Origin of the sequence: Polaromonas sp. (assembly GCF_035638815.1) — a bacterium.
Classification (GTDB): Bacteria; Pseudomonadota; Gammaproteobacteria; order Burkholderiales; family Burkholderiaceae_C; genus Polaromonas.
In genome coordinates this window covers 198,405-211,175 of sequence record NZ_DASQZG010000019.1, presented here as the reverse complement: position 1 = coordinate 211,175, position 12,771 = coordinate 198,405, and the positions used below count along the sequence as shown (strand labels likewise).

Sequence of the window (12,771 nt, the reverse complement as noted above, 5' to 3'; positions counted from 1 at the left end):
CTGTGGAGGCGTCGTTCACCGCCGCAGGTGTGCGGCGCGGCTTCGTGGTGGGTCAGCCTATGGCGCCGGGCGTGCTGCTGTATGGCATGGTGTTTGGCGTGCTGGCCAGCGAGCGGGGTTTGTCCGCCCTGCAGGCCATCATGATGAGCGCCTTCGTTTATTCAGGCAGTGCGCAGCTTGCGGCGCTGCAGGGCTGGACCTCGTCTGGTCTGATCCTGCCGCTGATCGCCACGATTCTGGTGATGAACGCTCGTTATGTGTTGTATAGCGCGGCCATTCAGCCCTGGCTGCGCCACAGCACCCGTGCACAGGCATTGGGCAGTCTGTTTTTTCTGGGTGATGGCAACTGGGCTTTGTCCATGCGCGAGTACGACGCTGGTTACCGTGATGCCGGCTTTATTCTGGGTTCTGGCGTTGCCATGTTTGCCCCCTGGGTCCTGGGAACACTGGCCGGCCATTTGCTGGCGCGCAGCGTGCCGGATCCTGCGGCTTTTGGGCTGGACTTCATGCTGGTGGCTTTTGCAGCGGCCATTGGCATGGCGATGTGGCGCGGCAAGTCTGACTTGTGGCCCGCAGCTGCGGCCGCGCTCACGGCGCTCGTGTTGCACCGCTTGTTGCCCGGTGGCTGGTACATCGTCGGGGCGGGGCTGGCTGGCGGGCTGATGGGAGCATGGCGCCATGGCCGTTGAAACCGGTTTTCTTCTGGCACTCGGCGGTATGGCACTGGCGTCTTACGCTTGCCGGCTGGCGGGTTATCTGCTGATGGGTTATGTGCGCATCACGCCGCGTGTGGAAGCCGCCCTCAAGGCTGTGCCGCTGGCTGTCATGATCGGCATCGTCACGCCGGCTGCATCGGCGGGCAAACTGCCGGAATTGCTGGCGTTGTGCGCAGTAGCCCTGGTGATGAAACTGCTGCGTAACGATCTGACCGCCGCTGTTGCAGGGGCCGCCACTGTGGGTGTTGCGCGCTGGCTATTGGCTTGAGTAGTTATCCCGGTGGCGCGTGGCTAGGTAATTACCCAGTAGGGATGGCTGGGGCGCAGGCCTAGCATCTGAAGTGTCAAACCGACATGCAATCACCCGGAGGCGGCCATGAATCTCTTCGTTGTGTCACTGTCTGCACTGGCCCTGTCGTTGTGCATTGGCGTTGGCATCGGCCACGCCCAGCAGCGTTTCGCTCCGTCTGCCGACGGGCAGGAAATCACCGATCACAAAACCGGCCTTATCTGGCTGCGCTGCGCAGAAGGCATGACCTGGAAGGCGCGCAGCTGCACCGGCAAGCCATTCTTTTCCAATCAGGCGGACGCGGCGTCTCGCGCAAAGAGCACTGCGGCGGCCGACGGTAAGCCGTGGCGCCTGCCCACCATGAAAGAGCTGTCCGGCCTTGTGAATATGCGAGAGGCCGATGAAAACAAGGCCGCGATCGATCCGGCAGCGTTTCCGGCAACGCCGGTGGCGCGCTTCTGGACGTCTACCAGCGCCGGAACGGGCTATTTCATGTTTGTGGGATTTGTCGAGGGAAGCGCCGGCGAGGGTGCGCGCAATTCCCCCGGGGCTGTTCGCCTGGTCCGCGACGCGAAGTAGGGCTGGAGGCTCAAAGGCCTGCAGGATTTTTTAGGCCCGGTCTTCGGCGACTTGCAAAACAAGCTTGCCGAAGTTCTCGCCATTAAAAAGTTTGAGCAGCGTTTCCGGGAAGGTGTCCAGGCCCACAACAACGTCTTCCTTGCTTTTCATGGTGCCGGCCTTCAGATAGCCGGCCATTTCGGCAACCGCTTGCGGGTAGCGGTCAGCGTAGTCAAACACCACAATGCCTTCCATGCGTGCACGGTTCACCAGCAGGGACAGGTAATTGGCCGGGCCCTTGACCGGTGTGGTGTTGTTGTACTGGCTGATCGCGCCGCAAATAATGATGCGTGCGCCGCGAGTGATACGGGTCAGCACGGTGTCGAGAATTTCGCCGCCAACATTGTCGAAATAGATGTCTACGCCTTTCGGGCAATGTTCTTTCAGGCCGGCCTTGATGTCCCCGGCCTTGTAGTCAATACAGGCGTCAAAACCGAGTTCGTTCACTACCCAGTCGCACTTGGCCTTGCCGCCCGCGATACCCACGACGCGGCAGCCTCTGAGCTTGGCGATCTGCCCAACGGTTTGCCCAACGGCGCCGGCGGCGCCCGACACAACCACGGTTTCGCCGGCTTTGGGTTGCCCGACATCGAGCAGGCCAAAGTAGCCAGTCATACCAGGCATACCCAATACGTTGAGCCACGACGTCAGACCCATGCGTGGGTCAACCTTGAACATGCCACTGCGCTTGACCTGCGCCTCGGGGATCAGGCAGTACTCCTGCACATCAAGCCCGGCGTTGACATAGTCGCCCACGGCAAAAGCCGGGTTTTGCGAAGCAATGACTTTGCCCACGCCGCCGGCACGCATCACTGCGCCAATTTCCACGGGTGGGATGTAACTCTTGCCTTCGTTCATCCAGCCCCGCATGGCCGGGTCCAGCGACAGGTACAGGTTTTTGACCAGCACATCGCCCGGGCCAGGCTCGGCGACCGGTTCTGTCGTGAACTTCCAGTTGTCGCGGGTTGGGCTGCCCACAGGGCGAGCTGCCAGGCGGACCTGGTGGTTGGTGAGGGTGGTGATAGTCATCAATATTCTCCTGGATATCCGTTCGGGCTGAGCTTGTCGAAGCCTTCTGTAGCGCGCACGAGCACTTCGACAGGCTCAGTGCGAACGGTATAAGACTTGGAAGATGGCATGGTAGCGGCCGGCAACCCTGCCGTCAGTCGCGCAGGCGATTCGGTTTATGCTTTGATCATGAAGCTCTACAACTACTTCCGGTCCTCGGCGTCTTTTCGCGTGCGTATCGCGCTGCAACTCAAGGGTCTGAGTTACGACTACATCCCGGTGCACCTGGTCAAGGGCGAGCATAAAGAGACGGGGTACGCAGCAGTTTCAGCCGACATGCTGGTCCCCTTGCTGGAGACCGAAGGTGAGCACCTGTCGCAGTCCATGGCCATCATCGAATACCTGGACGAAACCCACCCAACGCCGCCTCTGCTGCCTGCTGATGCACTGGGCCGGGCCAGGGTGCGTGCGCTGGCCCAGTCGATTGCGTGCGAGATTCATCCGTTGAACAACCTGCGCGTTCTCAAGTACCTGGTGCGCGAGCTGAAGCTGGGCGACGAAGCTAAAAACACCTGGTACCGCCACTGGTGCCGCGAGGGGCTGGAGGCTTTTGAGCGTCAATTGAACCAGCTCCCAGCGGGTAAATATTGCTATGGCAACACGCCGACGCTGGCAGATTGCTGCCTCGTGCCGCAGATCTTCAATGCCCAGCGTTTTGATGTGAACTTTGACGGGCTCAGCCGCACCATGGCCGCTTTTGAAGCCTGCATGACGCATGAGGCTTTTCAAAAAGCCCAGCCTTCAGCCTGCCCTGACTCAGAGGGTTGACTTGCATCCCGACTGGCTCATTCCAGAGTGGCCCGCGCCCGCCAGGGTGCGCGCTGTGTTCACCAGCCGGCAGGGTGGCTGCTCGTCTGCTCCCTGGGACAGTCTCAATCTGGGGGACCACGTGGGTGATGCGGCTGCACAGGTGGCAGCTAACCGGCTCACGCTCGAACAGGCCCTTGGCGCGCGGCCAGTGTTTTTGCAGCAGGTGCATGGCACGCAGGTTCTGGCTGTGGACGGCGTGACGCCACACGGCCAGTCGGCGGACGCCGCCATCACCCGGCAGAGCGGAGTGGCCTGCACCGTCATGGTGGCCGACTGCCTGCCAGTTTTGCTGAGCACCACCGACGGCGCGGTCGTGGCTGCGGCCCATGCGGGCTGGCGCGGTCTGGCAGGTGGGCCCGGGAAGGGCCTTCTGGAGAAAACTTATGAACGTTTTATCGACTTTGCCCTTTATTCGCGGGAAGAGTGTGCTATCAATACAATAGCGTGGTTGGGCCCCTGCATTGGCCCGACGGCGTTTGAAGTAGGCCCCGAGGTACGGGCTGCCTTTGTTGCCACGGACCCCCGGGCGGACTTGTGCTTTGCGCCGCACGGCCCCGGCAAGTTTCTGGCCGATTTGCCTGGTCTTGCGCGCCTGCGTTTGCACGCCCTGGGCATCACACAGATTTACGGCAATGACAGCAGTGGAGCCTGGTGTACCGTGCGCAACGCCTCAAAGTTCTTTTCGCACCGGCGGGACGCCGGCGTCACCGGCAATGGGCTCAACACCACCGGGCGCATGGCTGCCTGCATCTGGATCGCTTGATCCGGCTTGCGCTGCGCGGAGGCTTTCAGCCTCCGCAGCCTCACGCGCCTTGATGGACCGCCGACGGTCGGGGGTGCGCATCAGGTAGACCACCAGGGCGACAGGACCCACCCCATACAGCACAAAGGTGACCACGGCGCCAAGCAGAGTGCCCGTCGGGTGGGTAGCTTCAGCCACGCTCATCATGAGCACGACATATATCCAGGCGATCACAATCAAATACATAAACTACGTACTAAACGTCATAAGCTTGCAAGAAATTTACGCCATACTAGTTGAACGACGCCAGATAGCCCGCTCCGGGTAGAAAAAGCCCCAAGGGGCGCATTACAAGACCGGTTCCAAACCGGGGAGACAAGCATGAATTCTGACCCATCCCGCGGCCCAACGGTCCACCAAATGCAAGAGACCTTTGGTGAGACGATGAAGCAAGCCATGAGCGCCATGAGCAGCGCCGGCTTGCCGCAGGCAGGCATGCCAGACATGGGCGGCGGCACACTCCCACAATTGCAGTTTGACCCAGCAAAGTTGCTTGAGGTTCAGCAAAGTTACCTCAAGGAAGTCACCGCACTCTGGAACAGCGGATTGCAGGCAGGCACCCCCGATGGGCTCACGGGTGACAAGCGCTTCGCCGCAGACGCCTGGCATCACAACCCGATAGCGCAGTTTTCGGCCTCCAGCTACTTGCTCAATGCCCGCACCCTGATGGGGCTTGCTGAAGCCGTGCAAGGCGACGAAAAAACAAAGGCGCGTGTTCGTTTTGCAGTGGAGCAGGCCATGGCCGCCGCGGCACCCAGTAATTTTCTGGCACTGAATGCCGATGCCCAGAAGAAGGCCATCGACTCCAAAGGCGAAAGCATTGCGCAGGGCCTGACCAATCTGCTGCACGACATGAAGCAGGGCCATGTCTCCATGACGGACGAGAGCGTTTTCGAGATCGGCAAAAACGTTGCCACCACCGAAGGCGCCGTGGTGTTTGAAAACGAGTTTTTCCAGCTTATTGAATACAAGCCGCTCACTGCCAAGGTTCATGAGCGCCCGTTTTTGATGGTGCCGCCCTGCATCAACAAGTACTACATCCTTGATTTGCAGCCTGAGAATTCACTGATCCGTTACGCCGTTGCCCAGGGCAACCGCACCTTTGTGGTCAGCTGGCGCAATCCCGACGAGTCCATGGCTGAAAAAACCTGGGACGACTACATCGAGCATGCCGCCATCAAGGCGATCGAAGTCACGCAGGAAATCGCCGGCGCCAAAACCATCAATGCGCTGGGCTTTTGTGTAGGCGGCACCATCCTGGCCACGGCTTTGGCTGTGCTGGCCGCGCGGGGTGAAAAGCCGGTGGCCAGCGCCACGTTTTTGACATCGCTGCTCGACTTCAGCGACACCGGTATTTTGGACATCTTCATCGACGAGCAGTCCGTCCAGTTTCGCGAAAAGCAAATGGGGCAGGGCGGCTTGCTCAAGGGTCAGGATTTGGCCTCCACCTTCAGCTTTTTGCGTCCCAACGACCTGGTGTGGAATTACGTGGTGGGCAACTACCTCAAGGGCGAGACACCGCCGCCGTTTGACCTGCTGTACTGGAACAGCGACTCCACCAATCTGCCCGGCCCGTTTTACGCCTGGTACCTGCGCAACACCTACTTTGAAAACAAGCTTTCAAAACCCGGCGCGCTGACCGTGTGTGGCCAGAAGATTGATCTCGGCAAGGTCGACATGCCGGTCTACATCTACGGCTCGCGTGAGGACCACATCGTTCCCGTGGGTGGCGCTTATGCCTCAACACAGGTGCTGCCAGGCAAGAAACGTTTTGTCATGGGCGCATCGGGCCACATTGCAGGCGTCATCAATCCACCGGCTAAAAAGAAGCGCTCGTACTGGACATCGGGCGGCCCTGTCAACGCCAAGCTGCCGGCGTCGCAAGCGGAATGGCTTAAAACCGCGAAAGAGCATCCCGGCAGCTGGTGGACTGACTGGGCCGACTGGCTCAAAGGCCACGCAGGCAAGGAAATTGCTGCACCCAAAGTCTTCGGCAGTCGCAAGTACAAAGCCATCGAGCCTGCACCCGGGCGCTATGTCAAGGCGAAGGCCTGAAAGAAAAAGTTGTCATCCCGGGACTAACCCGGGATCCATGCCCCGATGAAACAGCTCATCGACATGGATTGTGGGTCAAGCCGGCAATGACAGACAGCTGAGATTTTTACTGGAGAGAGACTAAATGGAAGACATCGTTATCGTTTCAGCCGCACGCACCGGCGTCGGCAAATTTGGTGGCAGCCTTGCCAAAACCCCCGCCCCAGAGCTCGGCGCCGCCGTTATCAAAGCCGTGGCCGAGCGTGTGGGCCTGTCCACCGATTTGCTGGGTGAGGTCATCATGGGGCAGGTGCTCACCGCCGGGGCAGGGCAGAACCCTGCACGTCAAAGCGTAGTGAAAGCGGGCTTTCCGCACGCCATCCCAGGCCTCACCATCAACGCCGTCTGCGGCTCTGGCCTTAAAGCCGTGATGCTGGCCGCACAGGCTGTGGCCACTGGCGACAGCGAAATCGTCATCGCCGGCGGTCAGGAAAACATGAGCGCTTCGCCGCACGTGCTCAACGGCTCGCGCGACGGCCAGCGCATGGGCGACTGGAAGATGGTCGACACCATGATCGTCGACGGTCTGTGGGATGTGTACAACCAGTACCACATGGGCATCACCGCTGAAAACGTCGCCAAAAAATACGGCGTCACCCGCGAGATGCAGGACGCACTGGCCCTAGCCAGCCAGACCAAGGCCATGGCTGCGCAGGACGCCGGCAAGTTCAAGGACGAAATCATTCCTTTCTCGATCGCGCAGAAAAAAGGCGACCCAATCGTTTTTGCGGCGGATGAATTCATCAACCGCAAAACCAGCGCCGACGGCCTGGCTGGACTGCGCCCCGCTTTTGACAAAGCTGGCGGTGTGACTGCGGGGAATGCGTCGGGTATCAACGACGGCGCTGCCGCCGTCATGGTGATGACCGCCAAGAAGGCTGCTGCGCTTGGTCTCACGCCGCTCGCACGCATCGCCAGCTACGCCACCAGCGGCTTGGACCCGGCCTTCATGGGCATGGGTCCTGTTCCTGCTTCCACCAAGGCGCTGCAGCGCGCCGGCTGGAAAGCACAAGACCTGGACCTGCTCGAGATCAACGAAGCTTTTGCCGCACAGGCCTGCGCCGTCAACAAAGAGATGGGCTGGGACACCAGCAAGGTCAACGTTAACGGCGGCGCGATTGCGATTGGTCACCCCATTGGTGCATCCGGCTGCCGCATCCTGGTCACGCTGATCCACGAGATGGTCCGCCGCGATGCCAAAAAAGGCATTGCAAGCCTGTGTATTGGCGGCGGTATGGGGGTTGCCCTCACACTGGAACGCTGAATATCGGTTAAAACAGCCTCTGGCCCTTTTATTTCGGGCGCAGTCAGCTATTTATTTGATAGCAATCTGCGCGCCATTCAACAGGGCATAAATTTCTCTACACCCAATCAAAACTCAAAATTCAGGAGCAAAAACATGGCAAAAAGAGTAGCGTACGTCACCGGCGGCATGGGCGGCATCGGAACCGCCATCTGTCAGCGTCTGCACAAAGACGGCTTCACGGTGGTGGCCGGCTGCGGCCCTACACGCGACTTCACCAAGTGGATTGACGAGCAAAAAGCCCTCGGCTACACCTTCTACACATCGGTCGGCAACGTCGGCGACTGGGACTCCACAGTAGCCGCCTTTGACAAGGTCAAAGCGGACCACGGACCGGTCAGCGTGTTGGTCAACAACGCCGGCATCACACGCGACGGCCAGTTCCGCAAGATGAGCAAGGCTGATTGGGATGCTGTCATTTCCACCAACCTCGACAGCATGTTCAACGTCACCAAACAAGTGATCGAAGGCATGATCGAAGGCGGCTACGGACGCATCATCAACATCTCATCCGTCAACGGTCAAAAGGGCCAGTTCGGCCAGGTCAATTACTCGACAGCCAAGGCCGGCCTCCACGGCTTCACCATGGCGCTGGCGCAAGAGGTGGCCAGCAAAGGCGTGACAGTCAACACCGTGAGCCCTGGCTACATCGGCACCGACATGGTCAAAGCCATCCGCCCCGACGTGCTGGAAAAAATCGTCTCTGGCGTGCCCGCCAAACGCCTGGGCACCCCAGAAGAAATCGCATCCATCATTTCGTGGATTGCGTCTGATGAGGGCGGCTACGCTACCGGTGCGGACTTCTCGCTCAATGGTGGTTTGCACATGGGGTGATGCGCCGGCATCGACTTCAAAAAACCCGCTTCGGCGGGTTTTTTTATACGTTTGAGAAGTATTGGCCTCTTCAATTCGGACTGACTGGGAGGAAGGAATGAAACGGAATATTCTGCATCTGCTCGCGGCACTGTTGGTGGGCGTTCTTTTGACGGTGGTTGTTGCGATTGGCTCGGTGAGCGCTTTTCTTCACTCTTTGCCATACGTGGTTGACGATTCAGGCTTTGGTGGAGCGGCTGCGATTGGACTTTTATTCATCATTGCGTGTGCTGGCGTGCCGTTGTCTTCCATAGGCGCATATTTCTTTTTAAAACGGTGGGTGGTTAAGCGCTAGCGTGCTGTCGATTTTTAAAATCGGGTCACGACGGGTGCTTGAAAGGACCTAGGAGAAATGAAGAATTGGTCCGGCAGGTTTTTGAGGATCCGAAAACGAATGCACCAATAATTGAGCGGTATGAAAAATAGCTATTTGCCTGTTGTTGTAGTGTTGAAGGCGCCCGCATGACCCGTGTTTTGGTGTTGGGTGGCACCGGCTTCATCGGTCGCCACGCGTCCGCTGCCCTGCATGCGTCTGGCGTCCAGGTGACGATAGGCAGCCGCCACCCCGCGCGGCATGAGGCCGCTTATTCTTACGCCGCCTTTCGGCCGGTGCGATTTGAGCAGCTGCTGCAGCCGGATGCATGGGCATCTTTGCTGACTGATGTTGATGTCGTGGTGAATTGTGTGGGCATCCTGCGCCAGCGGCCCCAGGAGTCTTATGACGATGTGCACCACCGCGCTCCCGCAGCGCTGGCGCTGGCTTGTGCGCAGGCGGGCAAGCGACTCATTCACACCTCGGCACTTGGCTTGCACGAGGGTGCCAAGAGCCGGTTTTTATCGAGTAAATTGCTGGGTGAGCTTGCCATTCGCGCGTCTGGTGCGGATTACTGCATCGTTCGGCCAGCTTTGCTGGACGGCGAAGGCGGATTTGGTGCGAGCTGGTTGCGTGGCCTCTCACGTTCGCCGGTGCAGTTCATTCCGCGCGGTGCACGCGGCGGGATTGCGGCCATGACAGCGACGGACCTCGGCCAGGCCTTTGCTGCATTGGTCACCTTTGCGACGCTTGAAAATCATCGGGATGTGGAGCTTGGTGGCTCTCGCCACTACAACTATGCAGAGTACCTGCGTACCCTGCGCAGCAACTACACCGCGACGCGGGCACTGCAAATACCTGTGCCCAACTGGGCCGCCCGTACAGGGGCGCATCTGTGTGATGTCCTGCATTTTTCGCCGTTTTCGTTTGGCCACTGGATCTTGCTGCAGCGAGACAATATTCCGAGTCCCAACCGCTTGCCGGAGTTGCTGGGACGGGAACCGCAGCCGATTCGCGCGGTAGGTGAGGCTGAGCGCAGCGATGCACACGCTGGCAAAATGCTTGCTCATGACATCGCCAACCCGCCCCCAAGCCGAAGCCCGTAGCGCCTACAAAGTTTTCCGCCCCATCGGCACCCGCTGGTCAGACAACGATGTGTACGGCCATGTCAACAACGTCGTTTATTACAGTTGGTTCGACACAGCCGTCAATGGCTACCTGATCGAGACCGGGGCGATAGACATTCACCACGGCGGCGTGATCGGTCTGGTGATCGAAACCCAGTGCAATTATTTTTCACCGCTGGCCTTTCCAGACCCGGTGCTCGCCGGGATTCGTGTCACGCATGTGGGTTCGTCCAGCGTACGTTATGAAGTGGGGCTCTTTTCTGGCCGTGAGAGTGATGCGGCAGCAGAACTGACTGCCGCCAAAGGCCACTTCATTCACGTTTATGTCGACAGGCAAACCCGCCGCCCCGTGCCTTTGCCATCCCAACTTTTGACCGTACTGGAGACCCTGAAGTGAGCCAAACCTTGAACCCGGTGGATGACGCCATCCGCAGCCGCATGTCTGCCCGCGCATTTTTGCCCAAACCTGTGCCGCGTGAGACGCTGCAACATCTGCTGGACCTGGCCAGCCGGGCGCCATCAGGCACCAATACGCAGCCGTGGAAGGTGTATGTGCTGCAGGGTGCTGTGAAGGACAGTCTGGCCGATAAAGTATGTGCGGCGCACGATGCGATTCGCGCCAACCCGGAGCTGGCGGCGCAGTGCAAGGAAGAGTACGACTATTACCCTGAGAAATGGGTGTCCCCCTATATCGACAGGCGCCGCGAGAACGGCTGGGGCCTGTACGGGCTGCTTGGCATAGGCAAGGGCGACAAGGACAAAATGCATGCCCAGCACCAGCGCAACTACCGCTTCTTCGACGCCCCCGTTGGCCTGATGTTTACGCTCGATCGGGTGATGGGGCGCGGTAGTCTGGTGGACTACGGCATGTTCATGCAAAACATCATGGTGGCCGCGCGCGGCCATGGCCTGCACACCTGCCCGCAAGCTGCGTGGAATGGGTTTGCGAACATCATCCTTCCGCACATAGGCGCGGGGAATGACGAGATGCTGGTTTGCGGCATGTCGCTTGGGTATGCCGATGAGACTGCACTGGTTAACACCTTTCACACGCCGCGCGTGAGTGCGGAGTCCTTCACAACCTGGCTCGGCTGAGCGTTGCGGGTAAAGTCAGAGATTCGCGCAAAACAGCGCATTTATTTTTTTAGAAAGAGCTGAACATGACCATGACCACAACCCCCTCCGGCCTGCAATACGAAGACACCGTGCTGGGCACGGGCGCCATTGCCAAGTCTGGGCAGCACGTCCGGGTGCACTACACCGGCTGGCTGTACAACGACGGCGTGCAGGGTGCCAAATTTGACTCCAGCAAAGACCGCGGCGACCCGTTTGAGTTCTCGCTGGGTGGCGGCCAGGTCATCAAGGGCTGGGACGAGGGCGTGCAAGGCATGTCCGTGGGTGGAACCCGCCGCCTGGTCATTCCTGCGTCTTTGGGCTACGGCGCACGCGGCGCGGGTGGTGTGATCCCGCCGAACGCTACGCTGCTGTTTGAAGTGGACTTTCTGGGCACCTGAATTCCCGCATCGACCCACCCGTGAGTCACCACTTTTTATGATCATTACGAGCCTGCTCGACACGGACTTGTACAAGTTCACGATGATGCAGGTGGTGTTGCACCAGTTTCCAGGGGCGCAGGCTGAGTACCGTTTTCAGTGCCGCAATGCCAGCAGCCCTGGCATTGGGAAACTGGCGCCGTATGTCGACGAGATCCGCGCGGAAATTCGCTCCTTGTGCAGTCTGCCATTTCAGGAGCAGGAGCTGGCCTACCTGCGGGGCCTGCGCTTCATCAAAAGCGACTTTGTTGATTTTCTGGCGCTCTTCAGGCTCAACGAAAAGTATGTGAGTGTCACTGCGCTGGCGTCTGGTGACATTGAGGTAGTGATCGAGGGGCCGTGGCTTCACACCATCCTCTTTGAGATCCCGGTGCTGGCCATCATCAACGAGGTTTACTTCCGCAACACGCAAAAACTTGCCGATGTCATGGAAGGGCGCAAACGGCTGGACACCAAGATCGGGCAATTGCAAACCGATGGCCTTGGGGAGTTGAAAATTGCCGACTACGGAACCCGACGCCGGTTTGGCCGGGCCTGGCATGAGGAAGTGCTGCGCACCCTGATTGCACGGCTGGGCACCGGCCCGACTGGCCAGTTTGCCGGCACCAGCAATGTGCTGTTTGCCATGCGGCTGGGCCTCATCCCGCTGGGCACCATGGCGCATGAATACCTGCAAGCCTGCCAGGCACTAGGGCCACGGCTGCGCGACAGCCAGGTGTTTGCCTTTGAATCCTGGGCCAAGGAGTACCGCGGCGACCTCGGCATTGCACTGTCGGACGTGTACGGCATGAGCGCGTTTTTGCGCGACTTTGACCTGTACTTCTGCAAGCTTTTTGACGGCGCGCGCCATGACAGCGGAGACCCGTTTCAGTGGGGTGAGCGCATGCTCGCCCATTACGTCAAAAACCGGGTGGATCCGAAGACGAAGACCCTGATCTTCAGCGACGGCTTGACGGTGCCGCGTACCATCGAGCTTTACCAGCAGTTTCGCGGGCGCTGTCAGCTGGCCTTCGGGATAGGAACCAACCTGACCAACGACCTGGGGTACGAGCCCCTGCAGATCGTTATGAAGATGGTGCGTTGCAATGGCCAGCCGGTAGCCAAACTCTCGGATACACCGTCCAAAAACATGTGCGACGATGAGAAGTATCTGGCCTATCTTCGTCAGGTTTTTGACATTGCCTGACAGGACAATAGGATGCTGC

At 59.4% G+C, this 12,771-nt stretch carries 16 protein-coding genes; 14 read left to right on the top strand and 2 right to left on the bottom strand.

Annotated features, from left to right (window positions below; translation table 11 throughout):
- The first annotated feature begins 2 nt into the window (after positions 1 to 2).
- From VE934_RS13690 to VE934_RS13680, 3 genes are all read left to right on the top strand, one after another.
- On the top strand, positions 3 to 689 hold the full coding sequence (locus VE934_RS13690; RefSeq protein WP_324888401.1) for an AzlC family ABC transporter permease: 687 nt from the start codon (positions 3 to 5) through the stop codon (positions 687 to 689).
- Positions 679 to 984: an AzlD family protein gene (locus VE934_RS13685; RefSeq protein WP_324888399.1), complete on the top strand. Its 306-nt coding sequence runs from the start codon at positions 679 to 681 to the stop codon at positions 982 to 984. The genes VE934_RS13690 and VE934_RS13685 overlap by 11 nt, the downstream gene beginning before the upstream one ends.
- Before the next feature lie 108 nt (positions 985 to 1,092).
- Positions 1,093 to 1,584 carry a DUF1566 domain-containing protein gene (locus VE934_RS13680; protein WP_324888397.1) on the top strand — a complete coding sequence of 164 codons (492 nt, stop codon included), beginning with the start codon at positions 1,093 to 1,095 and terminating at the stop codon, positions 1,582 to 1,584.
- 30 nt (positions 1,585 to 1,614) lie between these two features.
- Here VE934_RS13680 and VE934_RS13675 read toward each other — a convergent pair whose 3' ends face one another.
- Positions 1,615 to 2,652: an NADP-dependent oxidoreductase gene (locus VE934_RS13675; protein ID WP_324888396.1), complete on the bottom strand. Its 1,038-nt coding sequence runs from the start codon at positions 2,650 to 2,652 to the stop codon at positions 1,615 to 1,617.
- A 168-nt stretch (positions 2,653 to 2,820) separates the two neighbouring features.
- Here VE934_RS13675 and maiA point away from each other — a divergent pair, with 168 nt between their 5' ends.
- Both maiA and pgeF read left to right on the top strand, forming a co-directional pair.
- The gene (gene maiA, locus VE934_RS13670) at positions 2,821 to 3,459 is read left to right on the top strand and encodes a maleylacetoacetate isomerase (protein ID WP_324888393.1); all 639 of its coding nucleotides are present in this window, start codon (positions 2,821 to 2,823) and stop codon (positions 3,457 to 3,459) included.
- Complete coding sequence (gene pgeF / locus VE934_RS13665) at positions 3,407 to 4,264, top strand: peptidoglycan editing factor PgeF (RefSeq protein WP_324888391.1); 858 nt, start codon at positions 3,407 to 3,409, stop codon at positions 4,262 to 4,264. The genes maiA and pgeF overlap by 53 nt, the downstream gene beginning before the upstream one ends.
- Here pgeF and VE934_RS13660 read toward each other — a convergent pair.
- Positions 4,172 to 4,489, bottom strand: a complete 318-nt coding sequence (locus tag VE934_RS13660; protein WP_324888389.1) for a hypothetical protein — start codon at positions 4,487 to 4,489, stop codon at positions 4,172 to 4,174. The two genes, pgeF and VE934_RS13660, sit on opposite strands and share 93 nt — an antisense overlap.
- A 135-nt stretch (positions 4,490 to 4,624) precedes the next feature.
- Here VE934_RS13660 and VE934_RS13655 point away from each other — a divergent pair, with 135 nt between their 5' ends.
- The 9 genes from VE934_RS13655 (at position 4,625) to pncB (ending at position 12,752) form a co-directional block, all read left to right on the top strand.
- Positions 4,625 to 6,358 carry a class I poly(R)-hydroxyalkanoic acid synthase gene (locus VE934_RS13655; RefSeq protein WP_324888387.1) on the top strand — a complete coding sequence of 578 codons (1,734 nt, stop codon included), beginning with the start codon at positions 4,625 to 4,627 and terminating at the stop codon, positions 6,356 to 6,358.
- Between the two features lie 124 nt (positions 6,359 to 6,482).
- Complete coding sequence (locus tag VE934_RS13650; RefSeq protein WP_324888385.1) at positions 6,483 to 7,661, top strand: acetyl-CoA C-acetyltransferase; 1,179 nt, start codon at positions 6,483 to 6,485, stop codon at positions 7,659 to 7,661.
- Positions 7,662 to 7,796: 135 nt separating this feature from the next.
- A complete protein-coding gene (gene phbB, locus VE934_RS13645; protein ID WP_324888383.1) occupies positions 7,797 to 8,534 on the top strand; it encodes an acetoacetyl-CoA reductase in 738 nt (245 codons plus the stop codon).
- Between the two features lie 97 nt (positions 8,535 to 8,631).
- Positions 8,632 to 8,868: a hypothetical protein gene (locus tag VE934_RS13640; protein ID WP_324888381.1), complete on the top strand. Its 237-nt coding sequence runs from the start codon at positions 8,632 to 8,634 to the stop codon at positions 8,866 to 8,868.
- Positions 8,869 to 9,035: 167 nt separating this feature from the next.
- The gene (locus tag VE934_RS13635; protein ID WP_324888379.1) at positions 9,036 to 9,992 is read left to right on the top strand and encodes an NAD(P)H-binding protein; all 957 of its coding nucleotides are present in this window, start codon (positions 9,036 to 9,038) and stop codon (positions 9,990 to 9,992) included.
- The gene (locus tag VE934_RS13630; protein WP_324888377.1) at positions 9,955 to 10,410 is read left to right on the top strand and encodes a thioesterase family protein; all 456 of its coding nucleotides are present in this window, start codon (positions 9,955 to 9,957) and stop codon (positions 10,408 to 10,410) included. Before VE934_RS13635 ends, VE934_RS13630 begins: the two co-directional genes overlap by 38 nt.
- 41 nt (positions 10,411 to 10,451) lie before the next feature.
- Positions 10,452 to 11,108 carry a nitroreductase gene (locus VE934_RS13625; protein WP_324888562.1) on the top strand — a complete coding sequence of 219 codons (657 nt, stop codon included), beginning with the start codon at positions 10,452 to 10,454 and terminating at the stop codon, positions 11,106 to 11,108.
- Positions 11,109 to 11,179: 71 nt separating this feature from the next.
- Positions 11,180 to 11,527: an FKBP-type peptidyl-prolyl cis-trans isomerase gene (locus tag VE934_RS13620; protein ID WP_324888560.1), complete on the top strand. Its 348-nt coding sequence runs from the start codon at positions 11,180 to 11,182 to the stop codon at positions 11,525 to 11,527.
- A gap of 37 nt (positions 11,528 to 11,564) precedes the next feature.
- Positions 11,565 to 12,752, top strand: a complete 1,188-nt coding sequence (gene pncB, locus VE934_RS13615) for a nicotinate phosphoribosyltransferase (RefSeq protein WP_324888376.1) — start codon at positions 11,565 to 11,567, stop codon at positions 12,750 to 12,752.
- Positions 12,753 to 12,771 lie beyond the last annotated feature (19 nt).